Genomic DNA, 25989 nt, shown 5'->3' on the forward strand with positions numbered 1-25989 from the left:
TTGGCGAGAGTCCTCACGAAGCGAGTCAGGCGTAGGTCATGACCGTTCAATTAAGCCGGCATCCGGGACAGCTCCCAATCGTAGGAGCGCAAGAAGCTCACCAGCTCTCGCATGGCGGCGCTGGAGTGTTTTTTGCTCGGGTAATAAAGATACCAGCTTGGCAAGAGGGGGCTCCAGTCCTTCAGAACCTCCGTCAACCGGCCGTTCGTCAAGTCGGGTGTGGCGTAGTCCTCGAAGATATGGGCCAATCCGCATCCGGCGACAGCGGCCTGCAGTTCGTTGTGTGCTGAACTCACCGTCAATCGTCCCTCCGGCAAGACTTCCAGCGCGTCTCCGCCCTTTTCAAATTTCCAGGATACCAGCGTGCCGCCGGGAAATCGTCGTCGAATGCAGTTGTGGCCGGCGAGATCATTGGGGGTCAAAGGCAGGCCATGCTTTGCAATATAGTCCGGCGACGCCACGATCGCGTATCGAAGCGATGGTCCCAGCGGTACTGCGATCATATCTTGTGCCAGTTGCTTTCCGAACCGAACGCCGGCGTCAAAGCCTTGCTCGACGATGTCGATGACGGCTGCGTCGCTGATGAGCTCGACCTTGATATCCGGGTATGTGTCCATAAAGGTGAACATTGCCGGACAGAGCAGGTGATCGATTGCGGGGCCTGGCGCATTGATACGAAGGGTGCCGGACGGGTTTTCCTTTAACTGGTTAAGGTCGTCGACTGCGAGACGGATGTCCGTCAAAGCTGGACCGAGGCGCTGCAGCAGACGCTGTCCCGCCGCCGTCGGCGAAACGCTTCTTGTTGTCCTGTTGAGCAGGCGGATGCCGAGCGCCTCTTCCAAAGCGTTGATTGTCTGGCTGAGTGCCGATGATGAAACGCCTCGCTCCAGGGCGGCGGCCCTGAATCCGCCGCACCTGACGATCGCCGCAAAAACATCCAGGCTATCCAAACGAAACTGATCCATTGCGAAGCCTGCCTTATCAAGCTGCGTAGATTTGCTCGTCTTATCAGCGCAGTGATTTGAGGTCATCTAAATATCTCAGCCGCACATGCGGATTGTCGACTGAAAGGAAAAGCAATGGATCGACTCACATTGAACCGGCGAACGGTCATGGTTTCCGCGGTTGCTGGAACGGCCGCTCTGCTGCTCGGAGGTTCAGCCGGATCAGGCAATGCGCAAGTGCAGAGCCCGGACGCCCGTAATGTTGGATATTATCGATTTCGGGTCGGGCAGATCAAAGCGACAGTTTTGAGCGATGGCGTGATCGGCGGCCCACCGACGGTCTATGCCAACGATGCTCCGGAGGCCGAACTGCAGGAGGTCCTTCGTCGCGCTTTCCTTCCTACCGATCACATGACCCTTCAACTCAACACGCTGCTGCTTGAGGTCGGCGACAGGCGGATATTGCTTGAGGCGGGAGCCGGGGCCACGATGGGACCGAATGCGGGGCGTGTGTTCGACAATCTCGCCGCCATCGGTCTCGATGCAGGCGATATCGACACGATCGTGGTGTCCCACACGCATCCTGATCACGTCGGCAATCTCAGCACTTCCGAAGGCAAAAAAGCGTTTCCCAATGCCACCGTCTACGCACCCCGGGCAGACTGGGATTTTTTTGTGCGCAACAATCCCGATCTCTCCTACATGCCGGTACCAAAGGACTTTCGTGACCGGTTTGCCGCGGCGATCAAACGGAGTGTCGAGCCGATCGCAGAGGACATCGAGCTCTACGAGGCAGGTGCGGAAATCGTGCCGGGCCTCACTACGATAGCTGCGCCCGGACATACGCCTGGCATGGCAACATTCCTGGCCCACTCAGGAAACGACCAACTGCTCCTCACTGCGGACCTTGCCTATCACCCGGTCGTCAATATCGACTATCCATGGCGACCCGGACCTGACCGAGACAAGGATACCGCGCTCGCGTCGCGCCGCCGCATATTCGATATGGCCGCAACCGATAAGCTCCTTGTTCTCGGGTTTCATTACCCGTTCCCGGGGCTCGGACGAATGCTCAAGACCGACATGGGTTACGCCTGGGTTCCGGCGGGCTGGCAGTTTTGACCCGGGTGCGGCCGTCGAGAGGTTTCGTTCGATAGGGCTGCTTTGCGCCGCCATGTCGGCCGTCAAAGCTACATCGTCCGACTTCTAAAAGCGGGCATCGCCTATAACCCGACAGGCGCCCGCCGGCAAAGTTCTCGCCGGTCCGTTCCATCTTCGTTTCGCGGCTGTGCCGCGCGCTCTGCGCCGCCCGTATGCCACAAACTATCTGATCGAACTGAAGCTCAACGCGGCCGCCGCAGCATCGGGACGAGCGTCGGCGACGAACCGGCCTGGATTGCGCCGAGCGGTTCGAAGCCGTAGCGTCGGTAGAACGGAATGTTGCGCGGGTTCGAGGATTCCAAATAAGCTGGCGCGTGATCGCGATCGCACCGTGCGAGTGCGTACGCCATCAAGGCGTCGCCGTGACCTTGGCCTTGATGCGCCGGGTCGACGCCGATCAGGGGCAGGTACCAATGTGGTTCGGTCGGGTGGTACGCGGCCATCTGCTCGAATATGGCCGTGGTTTCGGGGGCAAGAGAGCGCGCAACTGTGCTCTCGAGCACTGCACCAAGCCCTTCCTCGTCGGAATGCACCCCGGGCGATAGCCACAGCGCCGTCCCGGCGTAGTCGTCGGTGCAAAAGGCGCTTCCGTTAGAGAATGCGTTGCTCCCAAACGCCCGGATCATTCGCGGCATGGCCGCAAGGTACTGGTGTGCATGCGGCCAGGTCCATCGCGCCATAGGATCCGCTGCAAATGCCAGCATGACCGTTTCGACCGCCAGATCTTCCTCGGCCGCGGCCATAACTCTCACTGTTGGCGATTTCACACTGCCCTCCTGACGTAGGTGGTCCGACGAGGCGCCCGCCCTCGTTCTCAGCTGCGCATCGTAACCCGGATGGCGTGGGAGCGATACCGGTTGCTGCTGGCTCAGCAGTTGGGTCGCTTTTGGCGTAGTCTTGGTCTAGCGCCCCATGAGCACGTCTCTCGGACAATCTGATGCGAACCATCCGGCCCAAAACCAGAGAGCATGCATCGGTGGACCCCGCACAGAAGCTATGGCCCATTGCCGCTGGCGGCAAACAATCAGCTAGTCAGGCCAGCCTGCCGCAGGCCGTCCACAATGCGTTCGAAATCGGCAGGGTTCTTGTAGGGCAGTACTTTGCGCCTGTGCTCCAGGGAATAATCGGGATTGATTCGGAACACTTCCGCCCACTCACCGCGCGCCTCCTCGAAGCGCCCCAAGTGACCATAGCTCGCCGCCAGCAGCACTCGCGAGACGTCTGTGTTTGGATTACGGACGAGCCGCCGCTTCAGGATGACGACGGCCTCCTCGTACCTGCCTAGCTGAAACATCGCCTGCGCGTAGAAGTGCAGGAACAGGTCCGGGTAATAGGGGTTCAGGGCCATTGCCCGTTCGAAATAGGCGAGCGCCTCGGCCGACCTTCCGGCATAGTGTAGTGCGTTGCCGAGATTCTCGTACCCCTCGACAAAATTGGGAGCAAGCGCGATCACGCGTTCGGCCTCGGCGATGGCCGCGTCGTGCTGTCGCGAGTGCAGTTTGACGACGCCGAGCGCCCAATGTGCGTAGGGATATTGATCGTCGAGCGCCACCGCCCGCGTGGCAGCCTCAATCGCCTGATCAAGCGATTTCGACGGCGATTGGCTCCACTGATTTATGTAGGCCAGCCCATGTGTGACGGCGAGGAACGCGTAGGCCGGAACGAATTTCGGGTCAAGCTCGATGGCGCGTTGCAACAGTTCCCGGCCCTGCGTGTTTTGCTCTCTCGTCAACCTCCACATGTGTTCACGGCCCCGAAGGAAGCAGTCATACGCTTCCAGGCTCTCGGTCTGCTCCGCAGCCAGCCGCTGCTGGTCGCCCTCTCTCAGGTTGAGCGCGAGTGCGCCGACAATCTGCTGCGTTACGTCGTCCTGCACGGCAAAGATGTCGGTCAGGTCGCGATCGAAACGCTCCGCCCACAGATGGCCGCCTGATGTCGCGTCGATCAGCTGTGCGGTGATCCGCACCCTGCTGCCCGATTTGCGGACACTGCCCTCCAGCACGTAGCGCACGCCAAGGCCGCGGCCCACCTCTTGGACGTTCACGTTCCGGCCCTTGAAGGTGAACGACGAGTTGCGGGCGATGACGAACAGCTGCGACAGCTTCGACAGAGCAGTGATGATGTCTTCGGAGATGCCATCGGCGAAGTATTCTTGCTCGACATCACCGCTCATGTTGGCGAAGGGCAGCACGGCAATCGAGAGCGCCGGCGGCGATGCGGCTGGCACGCGACTAGCGGCGGCGTAGGCGGTCACTGTTGACTTTGCCAGTGCGGCGACGCCGACCTGGAGCGAATAGATCCGAATCGGCTCGGCGATGTTCTTGAGCTGTGTGCTGCCGAGATCGGTGACGGAGAGATCGAGCCTCGCCTTGACTTGGCGATAGGCATCCTCCGACAGGCAAATGGCGCCCGGCACTGCGACGCCCTCCAGGCGCGACGCGATATTGACGCCGTCGCCCATCAGGTCACCGTCGCTTTCCTCGACCACATCTCCCAAATGGATGCCGATTCGGAACTCAATACGGCGGTCTTGGGGCACGCCGGCATTGCGTTCGACCATGGCATTCTGCACCTCGACGGCGCAGCGGACGGCGTCCACCACGCTGCGGAATTCGACCAATGCCCCATCGCCTGTGCGCTTGATCACGCGCCCGTTGTGCATAGCTATAGTTGGATCGATCAGGTCGCTACGCAGTGCCCGCAACCTCGCCAGAATACGATCTTCGTCCGCGCTCGCGAGCCTGCTGTATCCGACCACGTCGGCGGCCAGAATTGCGGCCAGCTTGCGATTCTCGCCCATTGAGCCGTCTCCTCTTCTCCACTATAGCAGGAAGACAGTGGGCAAGACGGAACTTTCGCTTCTTTTCTGAGCGATCTTGGGCGATGTCTTAGTGGGCGAGCCGCTGCTGCGCAACATATCTCCCCGGATGGCAATTTCATCGCCGGCCATCGCACGTCTGGACACTGGAAGACCTCGCCCGCAAGGCGGGGATGTCCCGCACGAGCTTCGCCCAGTACTTCCCAAGGCGCGTCGGCGAAACGCCGATCTCCTACGTTGCCCGCCGGAGAATGATGTCGGCAGGAATGAAACTGATACAGGGCGAGGAAACAATGGCCGAAATTTCGGTGTCGCTGGGATATTCGTCTGAGCACGCCTTTAGCACGGCGTTCAAGCGGATCATGGAACAGTCACCCCGCCGATATGGCCGAAGTCAAAAACAGAATGTGAACAATGATCAGTGACGTCTCCCTTCTGGCGCATAGTTCCCATCCCCAGCAAGGCTGCTGCTCCTCCACACCGCCTACAAGTCCAACCAGGACCGCCTCCAGTCGACAAGCGTGTCGATGGTTTCAAAGAACAGCGACTTGGCGGGAGCCTCCTAATCGACCCTCGCTCGCTGGCGCAGCGGTCTGTGTTCGAAAATATGCAAAAAAAGAGCATTCCCGTACTCAAACAAAACGGAAATGCTCTCTTAATTTAGTGCGGAGCTATACTTGTCAGCTCCACACTGCTCGCACCTGAATTCGCGGCTATTCGTCTGATGTCGCCGGCGCGGCGTTCTCCAGCGAGGTGCGAATTTGATCAATCTTCCCGTTTGCGTCGCCAACCCCGAGAATGGTTTTGGCCTGGTTCAGAACCGCCGGACTGACTTCACCGGTTTTTGTTGCGGAAGCCAATGCGTCCTCGAGCGCCTCGTCCCCCAACAGAGGGTCATCGGCCGCGGGCTCGATTCCATTGTCGAGTTCATACTGGGCATAGGCCATGGCGTAGGCCGAGATCGCCGTCATGCGTGGGTCCGACGTATGCATCAACGCCTTGTAGTTTCGCTTCAAGGAGTTCAGGCCCGCAAGTTGCGCCGACAGGTTCTTTTCTTTCGTGCTGACTTTGGTCTCGTCTGCCTTGACGGACTTGGATTTGCTTGCCGCCTCGCTGGACTTGCCTTTCACGCCTTGCGATTTGGAGCTGCCATGGGTTGAACCGCTACCTTGGCTGCTGCTGCCATGGTTGCCGCTGTTTCCACCACCGCCGCCATGACCACCGCCGCCGCTATTGCCCCCACTGTTACCGCCGCCGTTTCCCCCGCTCTTTGCCAGTGCGGCCATGTCGATCCCGGCAATCGTTACCGGGCTTGCTGCAAGAGCCAGCGAGAGCAAGGCCAAGGACGCTAAGGTTGCTGTCCGCATCGTTTCCTCCGAACCAGATCATCAAGCGCCGGGCAGATGCACGGCTTGAGCAGGTAGGAGAGGTTAGACGTCGATCGCCCCTTGCACATCGGACCGAGGTCCGATGCCGATCCCGTCTATAGTCCTACACGGCTTCGTATACTTAACGATTCCTGGTGGGAACGGTCGACGGGACGGGAAGGCGAGAGACCGCGGAGCCGAGGCGTAACTTCGATATTTCAGATGTTTAATTTGCCCCCGGGACCGGGCAGTCCAGGTCCCCGTCGTTGCACCTCAGGTAAACCTTGAGCGCCTCCGTGCGGCTTTGAGTCAGGCCGTCGTGGCACGAACTGTTGACGAACGGATAGGCGGTGCCACCCTGGACCGTCGAGCTTTGGAAATTGCACTCGGCATCACGGAATGCAATCCATGCCTTCTGGGTCGCTACGAGAAGCTTGGTCGTGTCGGCATCATCCTCCAGCCGACCTTCGATCTCTTTGTAGACCTTGTTCATCTCCGCATCCGACTTCTTCAGGGATTCAGCGCGCAGATGTTCATGTCTGACTGATTTGTCTTATCGCCGCAGTTATCATCTGCAAATGCGAACGTTGACGTCGTCAGGACCAAAGTGGCGGACAGCAACAAAATTCTCATGATGGACCTCTTTCCGATTGAATGAATATCCAAACACCGCATGCCTCGTTGCTGGTTTTAACCCCACTTCTGCTCCCTTCCATCAAGTCGACGTCATCTTACCAATCATTTTCCATGGGTTGGTGACGGTTTCATTACCTTGGTACGACGTGCTGAGCGAGCACGATACATTCCAGTCTTGCAGTCCATTTTCGATCAGCAGGTTTGTCGGCCATACCTTGGGCATAACTGGAAGCAGCTCGCCGATCCGGGAGCCGCTGGCCTGTTATCGAAAAGATATGGACTTGATAGAGGACGCCTCGCTGGGTTTTGCGAGAGCGTCAAACCGAATTCAATAGAGAATCACGCCAAGCGCAAATCGATAAGCGGGTGTAACTTCTTGAGATTCGGCAGCGATTTCGCTTGCCAAGGATATTGGCTGGTGCCTTTGACGACGAGCAGGAGGTCGTCCATCTTTCTGGCTTCAATCGTCAGCTTGGCCAGGAGATTTATGCCAGAGGAATTGAGGAACTCGAGACCCGTCAGGTTGAACGTGACCTGTTTGTGCCCCTCATGAAGCAGGCCTGATATCAATGAGTAAATGGGCGCGTAGGCATCCGGTCCCGCCAGCCGGAATACGCCATCGAAATAGACCTCGTTTTTCTCAGCCCATACGCGGAAGTTTTCGTCGCTGATTTCCATTCTTCGCTCACAGATTGGAGGAGGGCGGCATTGCCACGGCTGCAGTTGTCGTCAGGATGACACGCTGGTCATTATTGTCTTCGAATGCCCATGCCATTTTTGCGTCGTAATCGCTCAGAAGGGTCAGCAACCCCAAGCCCGAACCGCTTTCTGCCGATATGGCATTGGTTTCGATTTGCTCAAGAAGAAGTTCCCCGGGGTCCCTCGATTGAAGGCGATGCAGCAGTTGCTGAAAGCGAGAGGATGTCACGCCATCGATCGTGTTCTTCACCCTTATTAAAAAAGTACCGTCCAATATGCCGGCTTCAATGAGGATCTCCCCAGGCTGTCGAAACTTGACGGCATTTTCGATCAACTCATTGCTGAGATATCCGATGTCATGATGCGCCTGCACATAGTCCTTCCTTGAACGTGAATACCGCAGAGCCATGACTTCCGCTATAAAGTCCGACGTCATTCCTGAGTGCTTCCATCCGAGCTGAAGCGGTCCGTCGCTTAACGTGAGGCGAGTGCTTGAATCTAGGCTTATGCCCGTCAGAGATTCGATACCATATACCGTTGGCGTCATGTCTCACCTATGTCGCACTGCGAGAAGCGTGATGTCGTCGTAAATCTTCTGCGATCCTATGAAGAGCATTAATGTCGCTATAATTCCGGCAACGACTTTCTCAGCGCTCTGGTCCTTCAAGCGCAGTGCTTCGCGGCATAGACGTTCGATGCCAAAGAGTTCTCCAGCGTCGTTTTCGGCTTCTGTTACGCCGTCCGTATGCAGGAGTATGAGGTCGCCCGTCTCGAAGCTTATTTCCCGGGTTTTAATGAAGGCAGAAATATCGGCTTCCAGCCCGATCGGTATACCCAGATCCATGGTGTCTATGCGCTCGACCTCGCCGTTCGCCCGCACGACCACAACTTCCTCGTGTTGTCCCGACAGGATCATCTCTTTGCCGTCGTAGTCAAGAAACGCCAGTGTGAGATGCTTGTCGATTTTGGTCCTCACGATATTTTTGAACAGGGCGCTGTTCAGGTCTGTGAGAAATTTGACTGCATCGGTGTTTCCGGCTTCCTGCAGGGCGCGGGCGACGGACTGAACCATCAACATCAGCACGCCGCTTTCGAGCCCGTGTCCGGTGACGTCGCCGATGCCAATCTTCAATCGGCTTCCGTTCTTCAATACGTCGTAGTAGTCGCCGCCGACTTCTTCTGCAGGTCTCATATAGGCTGCGATCTCAAGGGCCTGAAACTCCTCAAGCTCCTGGTGCAGCGGAAGAACCATGAGCTGGATCCTCTCGGCGACGGCCAGCTCTGTTCCGAGACGTCGATTTTCTCGCTGGAGCTGTGCATTCAGCGTCGAAATCTCTTCCTTTGCATCTTCGATTTGAGCTGTTCGCTCTTCGACAAGCTGCTCGAGATTTTCCGTATGATAGCTGATCTGTTCGGCCATCCGGTTGAATGCTTCACCAGCCTCGCCGACCTCATCTTTGCTTGTTATGGCCACCCTGACTGAATAATCCTTCGCCTGAATCCGTTTGGCGGCATCTGCAAGTGCACTGATTCCGCTCGTTATTCGTTTGGAAGCCGCAATTACTGCTATAGCCACAACAAGCAGTGACATTAGGATCGCCAGGATTTGGTAGATCACGATCCGGTTGGTAGCTTCCGAAATTTTGGCTTGAGCCGCATAGAGGGAGGCCTGGATTTCTCGTTCAGGCACAACCACTCCAAGAGACATCGCCTCTTGCCGAACCGGGCCGCTGGACCAGAGATTGGTCGCGGGGAGTTTCTTGACGATAACGATATAGGGGACCTCGTTACCCTCCTGCTGCAACAACAAATGTTGGATGCCCAGTTCGCGATCAAGGGCCAGTTTTGCTATCGCAGGCTGGGAGCTTCCCTTCAGGGAGCGCTCCAGTCCGGTCACTCCGCTTCCGCTCGCATCGCTCGCAGAACGCAGACCGAGCGTTTTTTCGCCTGTGCTGTTGATCGCCACAACGTTTCCGTCGGACATTGCGAGAAATCCAAAGCCGGACTGGGCCACTTTCACATTTTCTACAGTCTGCGCGAGCTGGTCGAGCGTAATGTCCGCGCCAGCCGTCCCGGCGACATCCTTCCTGTCGGCTGTCCATAGTGGTTGAAAGAAAGAAACGATCAGTTTCCCGGTAATGGCGTCCGTATAGGGCGCTGTCTGGGTTATATCGTCCGCGACCGGCCGCGTTTTCATATCCTTGGCCCAGCCCTGCCAGGACTCATAAAGTCCGGGAAAAAAGAAGTCCCAGAAATTGGCCTCGTTATGACCAGGATAAAGGCGGTCGAAGGTCTGAGCCTGGTCGGTATAGGGCGCTGTTCTGAAGATTGGTCGTTCTTTCGATCCGATGTAATACATCTGCAGCTTTGAAGCCCCGTGCTGCAGCAAGCTCGGTGCGACAAGGTCTAGAACCGCGCTGGTCTGGATATCGGTCTGAACGTCGGGTCTTGGGTTGTGATCTTCTCCGAGCAAGTAACTCCAGACGCTGACAACGGAGACCGAGCCCGGAGCGTTCTGAGACCAGTTCGCCTTTTGATCGTAGGACAGGCTGACGCTGCCGGGAGATGTGCGGGCGATCGCCGCGCCGACATCGGAATTACGCTCGGGATCGTCGATCTGCGCCTGGAGCACACCCGCCAAGGTGCTGACGTCGTTGTGAACCTGCCGCAGGAGCAAACTCACCTGTGCTGCGGTGGAATCGGCATATGTGCGGATGTATTCCTGGCTTGCCGCTTCCAGACCCTGTCCGACTTCCAGGGTGGCGTCGCGCGACAGCCTCTGAACATTCCAAAGCGCCAGTCCACCGCTGACCAGCAGATCAAAGAGGACAGCTCCACCGACGACCAAAATGAACTTTGCCCGAAATGAGCCTAGCCTTGCCGGTCTCTTCGATTTCCCGTCCATCACAGCGGCTTTCGGCCGGAGGCTGCCCAGATCGGCCAGCCTGCATAACCCTTGGGGTGAAGAGCAGCAAAGATATGATCTTTGAATCCTTGCCGGAACCTGCGAATGAAATCTGACGAGTCGCCCCGTCGAACGGCCATCTCACCCGCGTAGACATTTTCCCATGCTTCGATGATGTCTGCGAAGTCCTGGGGATCCCCATCAAGATTCGTGACCATAAATGAATCGACCTTGATGTTATCGAACCCCGCGTCGGCGAGGAGGTGGCGGCTTTTCGGCCCCATCTCGACATCCATGTCGAAGTGCCTGAACAGTTTGGCGACTTCTTCGTAAGTCCATCTTATGGATTCAGCATGTGGCTCGCCCAGACAATGCGAGTTTTTTTCGTTGGTGATGTAGACACGGCCGCCAGGCTTGCAGATGCGGTAAAGCTCCCTGAGCAGCATCTCGGGACGGTTGAAAATCTGCAGCGAATGTCGGCAGGTCACAAAGTCAAATTGATTGTCTCGCAGCAGCATTTGGGAAGCGTCGCCATAGGTGTACTCGATTCCCTGCAGATCGAAGTCGGCCGCGACCCTGCGGGCATATTCGAGGCTACGCACGGAATGATCCAGCGCGACAAGGCGTGCCGGTCTAAATTCCCGTTGAACCAAGGCGGCGAAATCACCAATTCCGCAACAGATATCTGCGATGACAAGACCGCTGCGCAGGCCGTGGCGAGGCAACAGTTCGCGTTCGTGCCTCCATGTCATTTTCGTCTGGGTGCGCAGAATGGGAATGAAAGTCTCATCCTCGACAAAGCTCTGGCCCGGATAAAATGCCGAATCGTAGACTTCAACCGACAGGCTTGGTTGTGATGCCGCCAGCGTTTGGAATAACGAGGTCGACCATGCCACCACGCTCGACGTAATGATGACGATCTTCCGTTCCGGTCTGATCCGGCAACTTGCCGCGAGTATATCGGCCAGGGCCGCGAAGGCAGTCATGTTGATGTGCGTCAGACGTTTGACATTGACGTAAACGACCCCACTGTATTTTTCCAAACTTTGCTGCACCAGCTTGAGGGCATCGGCAATTTCAGTGGCGCTTTCAGGCCGCATCTTGCCAGACAGCAACAGCTCCTGATTTGTCGGATCAAAATGAACAGTGAAGGGTAGGGGAAGCAGGCTCATCGGAAGTCCTCGACCGAGGGGAAATCCGCAATGATTTGAATCTCTTGTTCGCCGTCTTGCTCAATTCGGATCGTGGCGCGGAATATTGCTGCCAAATCTCTGAGCAAAACCGTCCCATCGGACTTCGTGACCACGAATCCAGAGCCGGCGCCTGGGACAGGCTGGTGTTCGCTTGCTCTCGCATCCATGTGCTTTCGGCCAAATGCTTCCTCGCAAGGAAACGCAATTCTCAGCCGATTGAATGTCGCATTCCGGTAGAGACTGAACCTTATCCTTCCCAGCTCGCTCGTCGAACGGAAAGCAAGTTCGATGAACTCGTTCGTCGCGACGGAAAGAAAATTGGAATATCGAGCGGGATCGCTGTGACCTTGGCCGAGAATGTCTGAGAGATATTCGGTAATCCCGTCGCAAAACTGCCATCGGGATTTGAACATCGCAACGTCCAGTTCCAGCGATACCATCGGCGCAAATGCATGGTCATCGAAGCTAGCTGCTTCCTGTTCCAATACACCCTCCCTTCTTTTGCCTGGGGCGTCAGTGATGCATGCCATAGCTAAAGGCACGGCGAAAATCGGTTGTTCACTGTGGTAGCGCTGGGCTTGCGGATGTGTCCGCCCGGGTGATGAATTCGCCAATCGCCTGGACCGGAAGCGGCCTGCTAATCAAATAGCCTTGAAGTCTGTCGCAGCCCACACTGCGCAACCATTCCGCCTGACCTGGCGTTTCAACCCCTTCGGCCGTCACCTGCATGTCGAGGTCATGTGCGAGGTTAACGATGCAGCGGACGATTGCCTGGCTTTTCAGATCGCTTTCGAGGTCGGTGATAAAGTATTTGTCGATTTTGATCGTGTCGAACGGGAATGTCTTCAGATAGCTGAGCGAAGAATATTCGGTCCCGAAATCATCAAGCGAGATTCGTATCCCTAGCACGTTGAGCGTATTCAAGGTGTCGATATTGTTGACGGTGCGCTCAAGCAGCACGCTTTCGGTTATCTCAAGCTCCAGACGGTCTGGCGGCAACCCGATCAAGTCCAGCGTTTGGGATACGCGATCGGTGAGGCCGTTTGTCAAGAATTCAGCCGCGGACAAATTGACCGCGACGATGTAGTTCTGCGGCCACTTCATTGCCTCGCGACATGCCTGCTCCAAAACCCATGCCCCTATTTCCGGCATTATTCCATCGGCCTCGGCCATCGGAATAAATGCCGTTGGTGGGATTTTTCCAAGTAGAGGGTGGTGCCATCTCAGCAATGCTTCGAAGCCGACAATGCTGCCGCCCTCGGCGATGGGTTGGTACTCAATAGAGAATTGTTGCTGGACCAGGGCCATGCGAAGGCTGCGGCGCAGCAGTTCGCGTTGTTCCAGCAACTCAAGCATTGAGGGATCAAACGGTCTTGCACGACCGCGCCCGTCCTTCTTCGCGGCGTAGAGTGCGACGTCGGACGCCTTCATCAGCTGCTCCGGACTTGTACCGTCCGGTGGAGCAGCAGATATGCCGATACTGGCACCGACAAATAGCGCGATGCCATCTATCGTGAAGGGTTTTTTGAATGCATCAACCAAAGCTTCTGCTAACTGGTGTCCTTTGGCGGGATGTCCTGGGCCTCTTGATATGACGGTGAATTCGTCACCCGCCAGTCGATAGGCTCTGTCGTCCCTGGCAAGGCACCCTTGAATGCGGCTTGCAGCGAGCTGAAGAAGCTTGTCGCCTGCCGGATGCCCAAGCGTGTCGTTGACGGGTTTGAAATCGTCAAGATCGAGTTGCATCAGGGACAGAGTCTCGTTCGAGCCTGCGGTCTCTCGTAACAACACAGCGAGGTCCTCGCTGAACTGGCGTCGGTTCGGCAGTCCAGTGAGCGGATCGTGGGTGGCCAGATGCAAAAGAGTTGCGCGCTCATCGTCGATAGATTCCTCGGACCGAACCACGGCAAACAGATCTCCGATCCGATAGATCGTCAGTCCGTGCGACGCGGGCGCGCCAAGATCCCCCGTTATTTGCAAGGGTTGGGCACTGTCGCCCAATGAACGGAGGGCGAGTGTAATCGCCGATTTGTCCAATTCAGGAAAATGCTCCCAAAACGACGCTGCTGGTTTGACAGAAGCAGGCAGCTCATTGCCGAGCAAATTCTCGACGGGATTGAATTCGCGATCAAAGAACAAAAGCCGGTCGATTGAGCTCGAAGTTTTTGCCTCTGTTTGTCCGAGCGCCGAGGGGGCAGCATGAATTTTCCGCATGTCCGAGGCCCTCCCTAGTCTCATGTCATAACCAGATATTGTAGCAAATCAGCCCCCGCACAACTTGTGCACGCCAAGATTTACATTAGGCATTTCTGATTAACAATCCCCAACCTCTGCCCAACTCGCTCACGGATGGGCTTATGCCACGTCTTTATTACCGCGACCCATTTGCATCCATCGCCTCGGCGGCGACCCTTCGATGAACTGAGGGCAGGGGATCTCACGCGCCCGATCCGCACTCGGTCATGAACCAGTCGATGAAGCGGCCGACCGGCTTTTTCGCCCAGCTGTTCGATATGACGTAATAGCCCTGGTTCTCTGCCGTGGCGATCTCGGAAAGCACCAGCAGATCGCCGCGTTCGATCTCGCGGCGGAACACCTCGACAGGGCAGAGCGCCACGCCATGGCCGGCGATTACGGCCGTCGCCAGCATGTTGAAATCCTGAAATATCGGCCCTCGAAGCGGCTCCTGCGCTTTCTGGCCGGCCTTGCGGAACCATTCCTTCCAGCCATCGACGGATTCGTCGTGCAGCAGATCGGCGCCGGCGATCGAGACGTCGTCGATCGTCCAGTTGCGTTTGGCAAGGTAATGGCGACTGGTGACGGGCTGGTTGCGGCGGGAGAAGAGCAGGCGGCTTTCCCTGCCGCCGCTCAGATCCTCGCCCATGGTGATCAGTACGTCGAGGCTCTCGTCGTCGAAGCGTTCTTCGGCGCGGGCATAGACGATCCTGACGTCGAGATCGGGGGCGCTTTCCTGGAAGGAGGGCAGGGCGGGGACGAGCCAGCGCGATGCGATTGAGGGAATGCAGCCGACGGTGATGGCGCGCATGTCGTGATCGCGCCGCATATTGCCGGTCGCATGCGCGATCGCCGCCAGCGATCCGGAGACGGCCCGGTAATATTCACCGCCGGCTGCGGTCAGCGTAATGCCGCGGCCCGATTTCTGCAGCAGCTTGCGGCCGAGCCAGGTTTCCAGATGCTTGATCTGATGGCTGACCGCCGCATGAGTGACGTGCAGCTCGTCGCCCGCTTTCGAAAGGCTCATCAGGCGGGCCGTGGCTTCGAAAGCGCGCAAAGCGTTTAACGGCGGCAATTGCATTTGTAAAATTTCCTCACAGATGACGCAGAAATCATCATTTGAAAATGCCAGTGATTTCAATAGCTAATTGTTGCGGGCGATGAAAATGAATCATCACCGTATCTTCAATAATTTATCAGGGGAATCGGCGATGTTCGTCAGAAATCTGAAAGAGGTGGAGCTCACCGAGCGTTTCGTCGATTGGGGCAACGGCACGAGCCACCGGCTGCTGACCAAAGACGATGGCATGGGCTTTACGGTGTGCCATACCGTCGTTCGCGCCAATAGCGAGGCCTTGCTCCAATACCGCAATCACCTGGAGGCCTGCTACTGCATCAAGGGCGAGGGCGAAGTGGAGGATATGGACGGCAATGTCTTTCCGATCCGCACCGGCGATATCTACGTGCTCGACAAGCACGACCGCCATTATCTGCGCGGCGGGAAGGATCAGGATCTCGTTCTCGTCAGCATCTTCAACCCGCCGCTGACGGGCACCGAACGGCACGACCTGGACAACAAGAGCGGGTCGCAATACTGAACCAGAGCATGATGCCGAAAGTGTAAGCGGTTTTGCTCTAACTATATGATGTAGAACAGGATTCAGATTTTAGGCCGATCCGGCCTAAAATCATCCTGTTCTAGCCGATCTCTTTGTCGGCTGCCGAGATGGACAGCAGAGCCCGGCAAATGGCGGGCACTGCTGCCGGCGCGAACGACAGGACATCCGCTCCCTATTCGTGGTGACTTGAAGCTACGTGCAGCCTATTGCTGCGGTTGCTGTTGTTGCTGGCCCGGCGGCGGCGTGCCGATCTTTTCCAGTACCTTCTTGGCCAGAGCCGGGTCGCTCTGCGCGGCCGTCAGGATCGACGAATATTCTTCGACGGAGATGTCGGGAGAAGCTTGGACGGTATCGACCATCTGCTTCTTGGCCTCCTCCTGCAGCTGTTGCTTGGCAGCCTCGTCCTTCGTCGCGCCGATCTTGGCCGAATATTCCTGTCTCACCTTGTCGACCTGCAGATAGGCAACGGCGAAGGCTTCGATTTTCTGATCGCTGACGGGGGCGGCCGCACCGCTGCCGCCGGGCTGTCCCTGCATCGGCGGCTGCGCCTGTGCCGGGGGCTGCGCTTGTGCCGGCTGCTGTTGCGCCTGGGCCATGTCGACAGCGGATGCCGGGCTGAAAGCAAGCAGACTGAAGACTGCCGCGCTCAATGTTGCGACAGATGTGTAACGAGTGATCATGTTCATTCCTCTTCAAGTGCATGATTTTATCGGCAGCAAGACCGCCTCGGTCGATCGCTCAGCCACTCAAAGGCCGGGCGAGGTCGCGACGATGGAACCTTTAAGAGGGCACGGTGCGGCGGTAACGGGGCGATTTACTGACGATTGAGCGGCGGCTTTGTGACCGCCGGCCTGTTGGCACGTGCGGAAAATTCAAGTCATTGCCGCTGTGATACCCGGACTTTCGGTGGCGTTTATCGCTTATCTGGATGCAGAAATGCCGCCAGGAACGTGGCGACGGCCGCCTCGGCGTGGCGGTAAATCTCCAGCTTCCTCGGAATGGCCGCATCGCCCAGCATCATGACCCGGTTGACGGGGTCGGCCATCACCAGCCAGTTGAACTGTGATGCGGCTACCGTTGCATCGGAGAACTGCAGCAGCTTCTTGCCGGCCAATTGTTCGAAAGCGCTGCCTATGACCTCGATCGCCCGTGCAGGGCCGCGCGCGTAAAGCAGCTTGGCGAGTTCCGGGAAGCGTTGCGCCTCCGCAATCACGAGCCGGCGCAATTGCATCAGCCCCGGCGTCAGGACGATGGTGAGCTGGCGGACGGCGTAGTCGAGGAGATAGGCTTCCAGCTGAGCGCGGTTCTCCACCTGGGGGAGGCCGGTGTGAACGGCGGTATCTGCTTCTCCCATCATCTGGGTGAGCACGGCGACGAACAGCGCCTCCTTGCTGGAGAAGTGCTTGTAGACCGTCTGCTTGGACACGCCGGACCGGCTGGCGATCTCGTCCATGCTGGCTCCGGCATAACCGGTGCTGAGAAAGACTTCGGCCGCGGCACCGACGATCGCCGCCTGTTTGCGCTCCGAACGAGTGCCGGCCCGCCCCTGGGCAAGGTCGGCTTCCATACCCGGTATCAACATTCTCGATCTCCGCTCCAGCCCTACTTGACACGATCAAACTGAACCGTCTAGTTCTTATAATGGAACTAAACGGTCTAGTTTGATTTTGCGACTATCCAGCGATCCTCAACAGCGAGCGATGTCATGAACAACAAGACAACCCGTCTGACTTGTGCCTGCGGAACCTTTCACCTCGATGTGCGCGGCGCCCCGATCATCAGCGCGGAATGTCATTGCAAGAGCTGCAGTGACGCGGCCGGAAGGCTGGAGTCGCTTCCCTTGCCGGAGGCGATCCGGACGATCCATGGCGGTACGCGCTACGTGCTTTATCGCAAGGATCGGATCAGCCTTTTGGCCGGAACCGAAAACCTGCGGGAGTTCCGCCTCGGCCCCAAGGCTTCAACGCGACGTGTCCTGGCATCCTGCTGCAACACGCCCATTTTCCTGGAGTTCAAGGGTGGCCACTGGCTTAGCCTCTACGGCAATCTCTGGAAGCAGGCCGAGCTTCCGCCCCTTCAATTGCGCACGATGACCCAGAATGCGCCCGATCGCGCGAGTGTGCCCGATGACGTGCCTTCCGGCGCGCTGGCGACGGCCGGCTTCTATGGCAGACTTCTCACCGCGTGGATTGCGATGGGCTTCAAAGTGCCCGACATCACTGTCAAAGGAGCTATCGATGCCTGATGACGAAAAAATCCTCATTGAAAGCATAACCTCGCCGCACCATACGGAGCGGGTCAACAAGGCCAAATACATGGTAATGCGCCACGCTCCGCTGGCCGCACTGCCTGAGCAGGCACCCGGACTGACCGTAGCACAGGCAAACATCGCCATCCTGCCGCATCCCTCCGAGGTCGAATTCCCGGGCGGCGCTAGAGCATGATGCCGAAAAGTGTGAGCGGTTTTCGGACGACATCATGCTCCAACTATTTAATTTAGAACAGGATGGTGGTTGAAGGCCGTTCAACTGGATCTGGAAGCCAAGCGCATCATCCAGCGCGGGCCGGGAAAGCCGGTCAGGCTTTTCAAATGCCCTTGAGGCGTCTGCCGGCTCAGCCCAGCGAACGGATGTCGCGGGCGACCGCCGTTTGTCTGGTTAGGCTTCGGCTAAAGCAATTCTAGCAAACACCGCGCGGGAGAGCTTGTTTCGCAGCGCAGCCGCTCTATGTCCTCTCCCGTTTCAGCATGAGATTGCAGGCAGTATTTCACCGTAAATCCGGGTGCCGACGGCGTTGTCCGCCGGCTGGCTTGAAGGAGCTGAGCAATGAAAATTCTCATGGTTCTTACATCGCATGATCAACTGGGAAACACCGGCAAGAAGACGGGATTCTGGCTCGAGGAGCTTGCTGCTCCTTATTTCGTTTTCCGCGACGCTGGGGTGGAGATCACACTCGCTTCGCCGAAGGGCGGCCAACCTCCGCTCGATCCGAAGAGCAACGAGCCAGCATTCCAGACGGAAGACACGCGACGGTTCGAGCGAGACCAGGCGGCAACGGCTGCGCTCGCCAACACCCTGATGCTGTCCGAAATCAAGCAGGCGGACTATGACGGCGTGTTCTTCCCTGGTGGGCACGGCCCGCTGTGGGACCTGACGAACAATCGCAATGCGCTGTCGCTCATCGAGGACATGCTTTCGGCGAGAAAACCTGTGGCGCTCGTTTGCCACGCCCCCGGTATCCTCACGAATGTGAAAGCGCCGGATGGAAAGCCCATCGCCAAGGGCCGGGCCGTCACGGGGTTCACCGATTCCGAGGAAGAGGCCATGCACCTGGTCGAGTTTGTTCCCTACCTGCTCGAGGACGTGCTGAAAGAGCAGGGCGCCCAGTTTTCGAAGACGGCGGATTGGGGCGTGCATGTCGTCCAGGATGGCCTGCTGATCACCGGCCAAAACCCTGCCTCATCCAGGCAGGGCGCCCGGACGCTCCTCGATGCCTTGAAAAAGCAGGCCGCGGCTTAAGCGTTTCGACCGGTGGGCACGATTGCCGCCGCCGGGAGGCCGAGATCTTCTCATTCGGCTATTGCCGATCCCGGCCGCAGGCGCGCTACGACGACGTCTGCGGCACGACGGCGAGGCAGAGCCAATCGCAAATGTTCGAACACGGGATGGGAGGCATCTGACATGACCAGGAAATATACGGGGCAATGCGCCTGCGGCGCGGTGAGATTTGCCTTCGACACCGACCCGAACTTTGTCGCCAACTGCCATTGCCTAGACTGCAAGAGGGCGACAGGCGGCGAGGCCGCCACGTTCTTCGCCGTACCCCAGGATGACTTCGCCGTGATCAGCGGCAGCCCGAAGGCGTTTCATTACATCGCCGATTCAGGCAAGGGGCTCGACCGCAACTTTTGCCCCGATTGCGGCGCCAGATTGTTCAGCAGCAACCTCGAGAGCTTCCCTGGCCTCGTCTTCGTGACGCTCGGCAGCCTCGACCGGCCCGAACTGATCAAACCGGGAGTCGAGATGTTCACCAGGCGGCGGCTCGCCTGGGCAAGGCCGCTCGATCTTCCGCAGTTCGACGGTATGCCTGGTTGAGCCGCGCCCCCTAAAGCGCATCGCAATTTTTCAGATTCGCTTCTGACGCTTAGCCATTTGTTTCCACGCATATCGTTATCGCAAAACTGCTGCACAGTTTTGCGCGACATGCTCTGGAGCAATTTTTCTTGAAGAAAAATTCGATCCGGTGTCGGATCGGCCAAGCCACGCCCGTCCTAGGTTCGTCCATTCCATAAATCCAGAAAGGATCACGACCATGCCGAGTACCATACGCTTGCACCGCGTTCTGGCGACCAGCCCGGAGAAAGTCTATCGCGCATTCCTGGAGGCGGACGCGCTTGCCAAGTGGCTTCCGCCGAACGGCTTCCTCTGCACCGTGCATCATTCGGAGCCGGTTGTCGGCGGAACGTTCAGAATGTCCTTCCGCAACTTCACGACGGGCAATAGCCACGCCTTCGGCGGCGAATATCTCGAGCTCGTCCCCGGCGAGCGTCTGCGCTACACCGACAGGTTCGACGACCCCAACCTGCCGGGCGAAATGGAAGTCACCGTGACGCTGAAGAAGGTTTCGGTCGGTACAGAGGTGGATATCGTGCAGGCAGGCGTGCCTGACGTCATTCCGCCCGAGGCTTGCTATCTCGGCTGGCAGGAGTCACTGCGAAACCTCGCCAAGGTTGTCGAACCCGACATCCAGGAATAGCGCAGGACGGACGATAATCGCCCGGCATCGGCGACATCAATCAATCCCCATGCCGCGTTTGGTCAGGGCGTTGCGGGCGGCCGCAGCGCCCCAATCGTCGGAAAGGTCCTGCCCGTCGATTTCGGTTTCGGCGATCGGCGTTGCCCGGATCAGCGGCACGGAGCCGAAAGGCAGGCCGTCGATGCGCCCGGCGTCGCGGCTCAGCATGATGCGGGTCATCGGGTGGTAATCCTCGGTCAGCCGGCAGAACAGGATGGCGCCGTGCTTCTCGACATCGCGGGCGACACGATAACCGTCTGCCACGAGGTCTCCGATGTTGATCAACAGGTTCGCCCAGTTTTCGATCCCGGCCGCATCCAGTGTCGCGGCGTCGAATTCCATGAAGAGCTCGCATTCGACGCCGTTCTCCGGCTCGGATATGCCGGCCCAAGGGGTCGACAGCCCGTCGGTGGCAAGTGTCAGCCTTTCCGGCGCATGGATGGCGAGGATACGGCGATGCGGGCCGAACCATTTCGTCTGGGCATGAATGTTGGCCGTTTCGCGCTCAGCAGCAAAGTCCTCCTGCACCTTGCCGCGGTTCTGCCAGAAGACGCGCCGGACAGCGGCGGTGGTTTCGTAGATCGGGTCGTCGGGCCCTCGCGGCACGATCGTCCGGTCATAGCTAGTTTCGAGCGTGATCTCTCCCCGCATGAAGGGGAACTTCGGCTTCTTCCAGCGAATCAGCACCTTATTGAAGCGGGGCATCCCTGATGCACCGAGCTTTTCAACGACATCGGAGATGATATCGAGCGGATGCCTGGATGCCTCCGGGACATAGTTTCCCTCGACATCGCGGTAGCCGCCCGTCCGGGAGGAGTGCCCTGCCTGCATCGTTGTGGCGGTCCATTCGCCGCTGACGGCGCCGGCCGGCGCCTTGCCGAGAGCCGGGGCAAGTTCCCGGATCGCCTCGTCAATCGAATAGGATGCCACGTCGCCCCTCCGCCTTCACCCAGAGATCGTATCCCCTGCGGCCGATCGGCCGCGAACAGAAGCTAGCGCGGAGGTGTCGCCGATCAATAGTGGATGGATCGATCGGCGCGGGCAGGGTGGTGCTGACTTTGCTGGAATTGCTCTATGCGCCGCAGAGCTTTCGGAATGCGCTGGCGGCGGCGGCTCGCGCGCGGATATTCTCGTCCGACGGTTGGGGCAGCGCTAATTGGCTCAAGCTCGTCATCTTCATGGTCATCACCCAGCCGGCGAACGCGGCGACGGAGAGCTGGACCGTGCAGCCGGAGAATTGGGAAAGCCTTCGCACCCAATGGGAATATTCGCACGCGGTCAATGCCGTGATCACCTTGCTTGCCTTCTGCTGCGCCACGCTTGCCTCGCTACGGTAAGCCGCTTTGCGCGAAAATATTGCCGCGGGAACAGTTGCTGATCTTTTCGGTTTTCCTTGTTCCAACCAAGGAGGAACGAAGATGGGCATGACGACACCGAAAGACGGCGCCCCCGGCACCACCGACCAGTCTCCCCGCTGGGAAGGGCCGAAGGAAAATAAACCTCGCGGCTACATGAAGGCCAAGGATGATCCGGATCGCGACCGCGACGCGCATGGTGAAAACAATCGCGATCCCGAGATCAAGAATATCGGTGACGCGCTGAAGCAGAAGGGCGAATGAGATGGCCGATCCCAAAAAAGACGCAGCCGGCCAGTTCGCCAAATCCCAGGCTGACCGAAAAAGCAGCGGCGTCGCCAGCGCCAAACCGACCGTCATCACTGGCTCTGAGGACGCCACGGTGAACAAGAACCCGCCCGGCAAGAAAAAGCCTGAGAAGGATTGGGACATCAATTACGATCCAGCCGATAGGAACGAGAGCCGATCGCACTAGCTCGGGCCGTCGCTGGTTCTCCTATGAGCCAACCCGGAGGCATTTCCGTTTTCTCCAGTCACGGAAATGCTCCATTTTTAGATGCGGACACGGTTCTTACCCACTGAAATAGGCCGGATGGTCGATATCGGCGAGCAGGCCGGGCTGCTGCGGCTGCCAACCGAGCAGGGCGCGAGTGTACTCGCTCGATGTGGGCACATCGAAGCCGGCGAACATGGCGAACCAGCCGAAGTGCTCGGCCGCTTCTTCCCGTGAGAGCGACACGGCGGGCACATCGAGCCGGCGGCCGACGACCTCGGCAATCTGCCTGAAGGGAACTCCCTCTTCCGCGACTGCCAGAAACGGGCCGCCGACGGCGGCGCGCTCGATCGCCAGCCGATAGACGCGGGCGGCATCGAGCCGGTGCACGGCCGGCCAGCGGTTTTGCCCTTCGCCGATATAGGCCGAGACGCCCTTGCGACGGGCCAAATCGATCAGGATCGGCACGAAGCCGTGGTCCCCATGGCCATGCACCGAGGGCGGCAGCCGGACGGTGGAAGCGCGCACGCCGCGGGCGACAAGCGATACTGCGGTGATTTCGGAGGCACGGGGATAGGTTTCGGTCGAAGGCATCGGCGGATCCTTCTCGGTGCCGACGCGGCCGGGGGCAAAGCCGAGGCCGGCTGTGACCAACAGCGGACGATCGGAGCCTTGGAGGGCTTCGCCGAGGGCCTCGATGGCGCGCCGGTCGGCGGCGCAGTTCTCGGCGAATTTCGAGAAATCATGGTTGAAGGCCGTGTGGATCACGGCATCCGCCTCAGCCGCACCGCTCTTCAGACTTTCGAGATCATCGAGCGTGCCGTGATGGACTTCGGCACCGGCGGCTGCCAGTTGATCCGCTCCCTTGTCCGAGCGGGTGAGGCCGAGCACCTGATGGCCGGCGGCGATCAATTCATTGACGACGGCCGAGCCGACCCAGCCGGTGGCTCCAGTGACGAATACGCGCATGTGTTATCTCCGTTTTTGCTGGAGACACATATCCGTCGTGACTGTATCATGGTAAAGTAGTGACATTATCATGGTATAAAGGCTAACAGGATGGGTGAATTCGTCACCTCGGACAACCGGCTCGGCGCCTATCTGAAGGATCGCCGTGTGAGGCTCGATCCTGCCGCCCTCGGTTTTGCAGGGGAGAGGCGACGCACCCCAGGCCTGCGGCGCGAGGAGGTGGCGAGCCGCGCCAATATCAGCCCGACCTGGTACACCTGGCTGGAGCAGGGCCGCGGCGGCGCGCCGTCTGCTGACGTGCTCGATCGGATCTCTCGCGCGCTGATGCTGACCGATGTCGAGCGCGAGCATCTCTTCCTCATTGGCCTCGGCCGGCCGCCCGAGGTGCACTACCACAGGCAAGAAGGGGTGACGCCGAGGTTGCAGGGCGTGCTCGATGCGCTGGACCCGAGCCCGGCGCTGATCCGCACTGCGATATGGGACGTCGTCGGTTGGAACCGGGCGGCAACCGTGCTTCTGACCGATTACGGTGCGCTGCCGCCTGAGGAGCGCAACGTGCTGCGCTTCATCTTCCTCGATCCGCGCGTGCGCGCTGCCCAATACGACTGGGAAAGTGTCGCCCGCTTCGTCGTCGCCGCTTTCCGCGTGGATGCAGCCCGTGCCGGGGCTGCGGCTGAGGTCGAGCCGCTGGTAGACGAACTCTGTCGCAAGAGCCCCGAATTCCTGGCGATGTGGCGCGACAACGACGTGCGCACCCACGGCGAGGGCGCCAAGCACATCAAACACCCGGTGCTCGGGCTGCTCTCCTTCGAATATTCGGCCTTCCAGGTGGATGGGCGGCCGGACCTCAGCATGGTGGTGTACAATCCGGCGACGGCGGAGGATGCGGCGAAGATCAAGGGGTTGGTCGGGTGAGGTGCGTCACCATCATTCGTACGCGCTTTGAATAAGCAGAATGGAGTCTGTCATGCCAAGAGCGGCCGTTGAAGACAATGAGCGCATGAGCCTGATCGATAGACGGCTTGGCATGAACATCACGATCGCAAACATCACGATCGCAAATCCTTCGATCTCGCGACAATGGTGGCCGCATCAAAAGCGGTCAGCGGTCATTCTTAGTGTCAGCGGCGCGCCGATTGCGCCCCCTATTTGACGACTTTCACTTCGGCCACGCCCTCTACGATGCTGCCGCGCTCTTCGGGAGTCCTGAGAATGAACTTGTCACTGCCGACGTAGCCTGGGTGCGATGTGTAATAGACAGCAACGCCATTCGCTTTGACTTTGTCGCATTTCATCTTCTTGCCGCCGGAATCGACGACAATCGGCTGGTGGATAATCTCGGTGCGCCCATGTTTGGGCTGCTCCACGATATCTACACGAGGATAGTCAATAAACTTGCAGTCGCCATTGAGGTGAGCGTTCTGCAGCACCGACGTCCTTTCGCCGCTGCGCGCCGTCATCCGGTGAGAATCGTGTCTGACATTTGACGTCGTCGTGCAGTTCGAAAGAGAAATCATTGCGACTGCCAATATCGAATATGTAAAAATATTCTTCGCTATAAACCCTCAACTTTTGCTTGAACAAACATTGAATTTTTCGAGAAGTCAAGCAGAGTACAGGCTCTGGATTGAGCCTTGTTCCGCTTCCAGCAATCATTGAGGTGCAGTCTGTGAAAAGACGTATCGCGACGTCTCTCTTGGTGCTTGCAGCCTGCGCCGGCAATGCAAGTGAACTTCCCTTTGCCGCCACCCGGAATGTTCCGGACTACACCGCCTCGATGATCGTTCGGAACATGTCCGGTGAGCCGAAGGAAATGTTGCGTTCGGTCGTTCATCACAAGGGATGGACGCGGGTTGAATCGGTCAATGGCAACCACACTGCCATCTCCTATGGAAATTACTTCGACAACACCGTGTTGCGGACGACCAGGACCGGCAACGAAGACTTTGCCTGGATGAGCATTGAAAAGACCGATCGGAGTCTGGACCTGAGCGTGAAACAGGCGAAGGAAACCGGGGAGACCGACAACCAGGCTGGTGAAGCCTGCAAATGGTGGCAACTCATCCGCACAAAAGAAGAGATGGCGCCGCTCTGGTTCAGTTGTCTGTCGGCTGACGGCATTGAAGTTTCGCAAAAGGTTCTGTTCCGCGTGGGAAAGCCGATGAGCGACACGCAATTGGTCCGGCTTGATCGAACAGCCGTCGCGGAATCCGAGATATCGCCGCCGAAGAGGCTGTTCGACCCATGGTTCTGGCTGAAGCCGCTGCGGGATTATCCGGAGCCCGAAGCTCTCGTCGACTTTGAAGCCAGAATGGTCGGGGGTTGGTCGGAGGTCAGGATATTGAGGCACTATCCCTGGCGATCCGAAGAGCGTCGCGAAAAGGGCGGAACTCTGAAACTTACGATTTGGAACGAACTCGAAAACCAGGGAATCTCGATCATATCCTCCAAGGACATGCATGATCTTCACGCTGGCCGTGCGCCGCTTGATCCCAAGCGCCCATACAATACTTTCCAGCTTAAGACAGGCCAGGTTGATTTAAAGCGGACTGGTGGCGCGCTTGGAGAAACTTGCGCCTGGTTCAACATGACACCCGACCTTGCCGACGCGGGCAGACAAGAATGCCTGACGCCGGATGGCGTGCCTCTCGAAATCAACATCCTCTCGGGATGGGGCATGGGGAAAACTACACCGCCGTCGAGATCAAGCGCCGCCCGGTCGAGCTCAAGGAGATGATCCCGCCGTCGGAATTGACCGATCCGTCATCGTGGGGATTCACCGTCGGCGATTGACGGGAGCA

Annotated in this window: 29 protein-coding genes and 2 pseudogenes; 14 read left to right on the forward strand and 17 right to left on the reverse strand. The window is 58.4% G+C overall.

The window, feature by feature from the left end:
• Positions 1 to 50: 50 nt before the first annotated feature.
• Entirely contained in the window at positions 51 to 1031 is a 981-nt protein-coding gene (locus tag HX899_RS20340) for a LysR family transcriptional regulator (protein ID WP_181293224.1), read from the reverse strand.
• A 48-nt stretch (positions 1032 to 1079) separates the two neighbouring features.
• Between HX899_RS20340 and HX899_RS20345 the strand changes: the two genes are divergently transcribed.
• Positions 1080 to 2066, forward strand: coding sequence for an MBL fold metallo-hydrolase (locus HX899_RS20345; RefSeq protein WP_181293225.1), 987 nt, complete (start codon positions 1080 to 1082; stop codon positions 2064 to 2066).
• 221 nt (positions 2067 to 2287) lie between these two features.
• On the opposite strand, the gene HX899_RS20350 is transcribed toward HX899_RS20345, so the two are convergent.
• Positions 2288 to 2872, reverse strand: a complete 585-nt coding sequence (locus HX899_RS20350) for a GNAT family N-acetyltransferase (protein WP_181293226.1) — start codon at positions 2870 to 2872, stop codon at positions 2288 to 2290.
• 257 nt (positions 2873 to 3129) lie between these two features.
• A complete protein-coding gene (locus HX899_RS20355) occupies positions 3130 to 4905 on the reverse strand; it encodes an adenylate/guanylate cyclase domain-containing protein (RefSeq protein WP_181293227.1) in 1776 nt (591 codons plus the stop codon).
• A 161-nt stretch (positions 4906 to 5066) separates the two neighbouring features.
• Here HX899_RS20355 and HX899_RS20360 point away from each other — a divergent pair.
• Positions 5067 to 5348 (forward strand): annotated as a pseudogene (locus tag HX899_RS20360) (helix-turn-helix domain-containing protein); the annotation flags it as partial.
• Between the two features lie 288 nt (positions 5349 to 5636).
• Here the strand turns inward: HX899_RS20360 and HX899_RS20365 are convergent.
• From HX899_RS20365 to HX899_RS20405, 9 genes are all read right to left on the reverse strand, one after another.
• Positions 5637 to 6290: a hypothetical protein gene (locus tag HX899_RS20365; protein ID WP_138334838.1), complete on the reverse strand. Its 654-nt coding sequence runs from the start codon at positions 6288 to 6290 to the stop codon at positions 5637 to 5639.
• Positions 6291 to 6516: 226 nt separating this feature from the next.
• Positions 6517 to 6783 (reverse strand): lysozyme inhibitor LprI family protein, encoded by a 267-nt coding sequence (locus tag HX899_RS20370; RefSeq protein ID WP_246697148.1) that lies wholly within the window; start codon positions 6781 to 6783, stop codon positions 6517 to 6519.
• Positions 6784 to 7265: 482 nt separating this feature from the next.
• On the reverse strand, positions 7266 to 7604 hold the full coding sequence (locus HX899_RS20375; protein WP_138334836.1) for a slr1659 superfamily regulator: 339 nt from the start codon (positions 7602 to 7604) through the stop codon (positions 7266 to 7268).
• A gap of 7 nt (positions 7605 to 7611) precedes the next feature.
• Positions 7612 to 8172, reverse strand: coding sequence for a slr1658 superfamily regulator (locus HX899_RS20380; RefSeq protein WP_138334835.1), 561 nt, complete (start codon positions 8170 to 8172; stop codon positions 7612 to 7614).
• 3 nt (positions 8173 to 8175) lie between these two features.
• Positions 8176 to 10533 carry a SpoIIE family protein phosphatase gene (locus tag HX899_RS20385; RefSeq protein WP_181293229.1) on the reverse strand — a complete coding sequence of 786 codons (2358 nt, stop codon included), beginning with the start codon at positions 10531 to 10533 and terminating at the stop codon, positions 8176 to 8178.
• Positions 10530 to 11702: a class I SAM-dependent methyltransferase gene (locus HX899_RS20390; RefSeq protein ID WP_138334833.1), complete on the reverse strand. Its 1173-nt coding sequence runs from the start codon at positions 11700 to 11702 to the stop codon at positions 10530 to 10532. Before HX899_RS20390 ends, HX899_RS20385 begins: the two co-directional genes overlap by 4 nt.
• Positions 11699 to 12208 (reverse strand): hypothetical protein, encoded by a 510-nt coding sequence (locus tag HX899_RS20395; RefSeq protein ID WP_138334832.1) that lies wholly within the window; start codon positions 12206 to 12208, stop codon positions 11699 to 11701. Before HX899_RS20395 ends, HX899_RS20390 begins: the two co-directional genes overlap by 4 nt.
• 73 nt (positions 12209 to 12281) lie before the next feature.
• Positions 12282 to 13937, reverse strand: a complete 1656-nt coding sequence (locus HX899_RS20400) for a bifunctional diguanylate cyclase/phosphodiesterase (RefSeq protein ID WP_181293230.1) — start codon at positions 13935 to 13937, stop codon at positions 12282 to 12284.
• Between the two features lie 223 nt (positions 13938 to 14160).
• On the reverse strand, positions 14161 to 15039 hold the full coding sequence (locus HX899_RS20405; RefSeq protein ID WP_181293231.1) for a LysR substrate-binding domain-containing protein: 879 nt from the start codon (positions 15037 to 15039) through the stop codon (positions 14161 to 14163).
• A gap of 130 nt (positions 15040 to 15169) precedes the next feature.
• On the opposite strand from HX899_RS20405, the gene HX899_RS20410 reads away from it, so the two are divergent.
• A complete protein-coding gene (locus HX899_RS20410) occupies positions 15170 to 15556 on the forward strand; it encodes an ectoine synthase (protein WP_138387292.1) in 387 nt (128 codons plus the stop codon).
• Positions 15557 to 15780: 224 nt separating this feature from the next.
• On the opposite strand, the gene HX899_RS20415 is transcribed toward HX899_RS20410, so the two are convergent.
• Both HX899_RS20415 and HX899_RS20420 read right to left on the reverse strand, forming a co-directional pair.
• The gene (locus tag HX899_RS20415; protein WP_171598318.1) at positions 15781 to 16263 is read right to left on the reverse strand and encodes a DUF4168 domain-containing protein; all 483 of its coding nucleotides are present in this window, start codon (positions 16261 to 16263) and stop codon (positions 15781 to 15783) included.
• A 227-nt stretch (positions 16264 to 16490) separates the two neighbouring features.
• Positions 16491 to 17159, reverse strand: a complete 669-nt coding sequence (locus HX899_RS20420; protein ID WP_181293232.1) for a TetR/AcrR family transcriptional regulator — start codon at positions 17157 to 17159, stop codon at positions 16491 to 16493.
• A 123-nt stretch (positions 17160 to 17282) separates the two neighbouring features.
• On the opposite strand from HX899_RS20420, the gene HX899_RS20425 reads away from it, so the two are divergent.
• From HX899_RS20425 to HX899_RS20445, 5 genes and pseudogenes are all read left to right on the forward strand, one after another.
• Positions 17283 to 17822, forward strand: coding sequence for a GFA family protein (locus HX899_RS20425; RefSeq protein WP_181293233.1), 540 nt, complete (start codon positions 17283 to 17285; stop codon positions 17820 to 17822).
• A pseudogene (locus HX899_RS35675) lies at positions 17815 to 18177 on the forward strand (DUF6958 family protein). The gene HX899_RS20425 and the pseudogene HX899_RS35675 overlap by 8 nt, the downstream one beginning before the upstream one ends.
• A 225-nt stretch (positions 18178 to 18402) precedes the next feature.
• The gene (locus tag HX899_RS20435) at positions 18403 to 19095 is read left to right on the forward strand and encodes a type 1 glutamine amidotransferase domain-containing protein (RefSeq protein WP_181293235.1); all 693 of its coding nucleotides are present in this window, start codon (positions 18403 to 18405) and stop codon (positions 19093 to 19095) included.
• A 162-nt stretch (positions 19096 to 19257) separates the two neighbouring features.
• Positions 19258 to 19671 (forward strand): GFA family protein, encoded by a 414-nt coding sequence (locus HX899_RS20440; RefSeq protein ID WP_138334823.1) that lies wholly within the window; start codon positions 19258 to 19260, stop codon positions 19669 to 19671.
• 217 nt (positions 19672 to 19888) lie between these two features.
• Positions 19889 to 20332: an SRPBCC family protein gene (locus tag HX899_RS20445; protein ID WP_012758081.1), complete on the forward strand. Its 444-nt coding sequence runs from the start codon at positions 19889 to 19891 to the stop codon at positions 20330 to 20332.
• Positions 20333 to 20368: 36 nt separating this feature from the next.
• Here HX899_RS20445 and HX899_RS20450 read toward each other — a convergent pair whose 3' ends face one another.
• Positions 20369 to 21301, reverse strand: a complete 933-nt coding sequence (locus HX899_RS20450; RefSeq protein ID WP_181293236.1) for a hypothetical protein — start codon at positions 21299 to 21301, stop codon at positions 20369 to 20371.
• 89 nt (positions 21302 to 21390) lie between these two features.
• On the opposite strand from HX899_RS20450, the gene HX899_RS20455 reads away from it, so the two are divergent.
• The 3 genes from HX899_RS20455 to HX899_RS20465 all read left to right on the forward strand — a co-directional run bounded on the left by HX899_RS20455 (position 21391) and on the right by HX899_RS20465 (position 22201).
• Positions 21391 to 21708, forward strand: a complete 318-nt coding sequence (locus tag HX899_RS20455) for a hypothetical protein (protein WP_181293549.1) — start codon at positions 21391 to 21393, stop codon at positions 21706 to 21708.
• An 81-nt stretch (positions 21709 to 21789) separates the two neighbouring features.
• A complete protein-coding gene (locus HX899_RS20460; RefSeq protein ID WP_181293237.1) occupies positions 21790 to 21990 on the forward strand; it encodes a hypothetical protein in 201 nt (66 codons plus the stop codon).
• 1 nt (position 21991) lies between these two features.
• Positions 21992 to 22201, forward strand: a complete 210-nt coding sequence (locus tag HX899_RS20465; RefSeq protein ID WP_181293238.1) for a hypothetical protein — start codon at positions 21992 to 21994, stop codon at positions 22199 to 22201.
• A 96-nt stretch (positions 22202 to 22297) separates the two neighbouring features.
• Here the strand turns inward: HX899_RS20465 and HX899_RS20470 are convergent, their stop codons facing one another.
• A complete protein-coding gene (locus HX899_RS20470) occupies positions 22298 to 23188 on the reverse strand; it encodes an SDR family oxidoreductase (protein ID WP_181293239.1) in 891 nt (296 codons plus the stop codon).
• Positions 23189 to 23278: 90 nt separating this feature from the next.
• Between HX899_RS20470 and HX899_RS20475 the strand changes: the two genes are divergently transcribed.
• Positions 23279 to 24103: a helix-turn-helix transcriptional regulator gene (locus tag HX899_RS20475; RefSeq protein WP_138334818.1), complete on the forward strand. Its 825-nt coding sequence runs from the start codon at positions 23279 to 23281 to the stop codon at positions 24101 to 24103.
• A 52-nt stretch (positions 24104 to 24155) separates the two neighbouring features.
• On the forward strand, positions 24156 to 24341 hold the full coding sequence (locus HX899_RS20480) for a hypothetical protein (protein ID WP_138334817.1): 186 nt from the start codon (positions 24156 to 24158) through the stop codon (positions 24339 to 24341).
• Here HX899_RS20480 and HX899_RS20485 read toward each other — a convergent pair.
• On the reverse strand, positions 24334 to 24705 hold the full coding sequence (locus HX899_RS20485) for a hypothetical protein (RefSeq protein WP_246697149.1): 372 nt from the start codon (positions 24703 to 24705) through the stop codon (positions 24334 to 24336). The genes HX899_RS20480 and HX899_RS20485 overlap by 8 nt on opposite strands.
• A 152-nt stretch (positions 24706 to 24857) precedes the next feature.
• Here HX899_RS20485 and HX899_RS20490 point away from each other — a divergent pair, with 152 nt between their 5' ends.
• Positions 24858 to 25925, forward strand: a complete 1068-nt coding sequence (locus HX899_RS20490; RefSeq protein WP_246697150.1) for a hypothetical protein — start codon at positions 24858 to 24860, stop codon at positions 25923 to 25925.
• Positions 25926 to 25989: the final 64 nt, after the last annotated feature.

This window comes from Rhizobium sp. WYCCWR 11146, from assembly GCF_013591995.1.
GTDB lineage: Bacteria > Pseudomonadota > Alphaproteobacteria > Rhizobiales > Rhizobiaceae > Rhizobium > Rhizobium indicum.

Coding starts and splice junctions, on each gene's coding strand:
- HX899_RS20440 (WP_138334823.1), top strand. CDS start 19,258: ATGACCAGGAAATATACGGGGCAATGCGCCTGCGGCGCGGTGAGATTT.
- HX899_RS20465 (WP_181293238.1), top strand. CDS start 21,992: ATGGCCGATCCCAAAAAAGACGCAGCCGGCCAGTTCGCCAAATCCCAG.
- HX899_RS20380 (WP_138334835.1), bottom strand. CDS start 8,172: ATGACGCCAACGGTATATGGTATCGAATCTCTGACGGGCATAAGCCTA.
- HX899_RS20340 (WP_181293224.1), bottom strand. CDS start 1,031: ATGACCTCAAATCACTGCGCTGATAAGACGAGCAAATCTACGCAGCTT.
- HX899_RS20460 (WP_181293237.1), top strand. CDS start 21,790: ATGGGCATGACGACACCGAAAGACGGCGCCCCCGGCACCACCGACCAG.
- HX899_RS20400 (WP_181293230.1), bottom strand. CDS start 13,937: ATGCGGAAAATTCATGCTGCCCCCTCGGCGCTCGGACAAACAGAGGCA.
- HX899_RS20390 (WP_138334833.1), bottom strand. CDS start 11,702: ATGAGCCTGCTTCCCCTACCCTTCACTGTTCATTTTGATCCGACAAAT.
- HX899_RS20475 (WP_138334818.1), top strand. CDS start 23,279: ATGGGTGAATTCGTCACCTCGGACAACCGGCTCGGCGCCTATCTGAAG.
- HX899_RS20375 (WP_138334836.1), bottom strand. CDS start 7,604: ATGGAAATCAGCGACGAAAACTTCCGCGTATGGGCTGAGAAAAACGAG.
- HX899_RS20425 (WP_181293233.1), top strand. CDS start 17,283: ATGAACAACAAGACAACCCGTCTGACTTGTGCCTGCGGAACCTTTCAC.
- HX899_RS20445 (WP_012758081.1), top strand. CDS start 19,889: ATGCCGAGTACCATACGCTTGCACCGCGTTCTGGCGACCAGCCCGGAG.
- HX899_RS20405 (WP_181293231.1), bottom strand. CDS start 15,039: ATGCAATTGCCGCCGTTAAACGCTTTGCGCGCTTTCGAAGCCACGGCC.
- HX899_RS20345 (WP_181293225.1), top strand. CDS start 1,080: ATGGATCGACTCACATTGAACCGGCGAACGGTCATGGTTTCCGCGGTT.
- HX899_RS20365 (WP_138334838.1), bottom strand. CDS start 6,290: ATGCGGACAGCAACCTTAGCGTCCTTGGCCTTGCTCTCGCTGGCTCTT.
- HX899_RS20470 (WP_181293239.1), bottom strand. CDS start 23,188: ATGCGCGTATTCGTCACTGGAGCCACCGGCTGGGTCGGCTCGGCCGTC.
- HX899_RS20415 (WP_171598318.1), bottom strand. CDS start 16,263: ATGAACATGATCACTCGTTACACATCTGTCGCAACATTGAGCGCGGCA.
- HX899_RS20370 (WP_246697148.1), bottom strand. CDS start 6,783: ATGAACAAGGTCTACAAAGAGATCGAAGGTCGGCTGGAGGATGATGCC.
- HX899_RS20410 (WP_138387292.1), top strand. CDS start 15,170: ATGTTCGTCAGAAATCTGAAAGAGGTGGAGCTCACCGAGCGTTTCGTC.
- HX899_RS20420 (WP_181293232.1), bottom strand. CDS start 17,159: ATGTTGATACCGGGTATGGAAGCCGACCTTGCCCAGGGGCGGGCCGGC.
- HX899_RS20485 (WP_246697149.1), bottom strand. CDS start 24,705: ATGATTTCTCTTTCGAACTGCACGACGACGTCAAATGTCAGACACGAT.
- HX899_RS20355 (WP_181293227.1), bottom strand. CDS start 4,905: ATGGGCGAGAATCGCAAGCTGGCCGCAATTCTGGCCGCCGACGTGGTC.
- HX899_RS20435 (WP_181293235.1), top strand. CDS start 18,403: ATGAAAATTCTCATGGTTCTTACATCGCATGATCAACTGGGAAACACC.
- HX899_RS20480 (WP_138334817.1), top strand. CDS start 24,156: ATGCCAAGAGCGGCCGTTGAAGACAATGAGCGCATGAGCCTGATCGAT.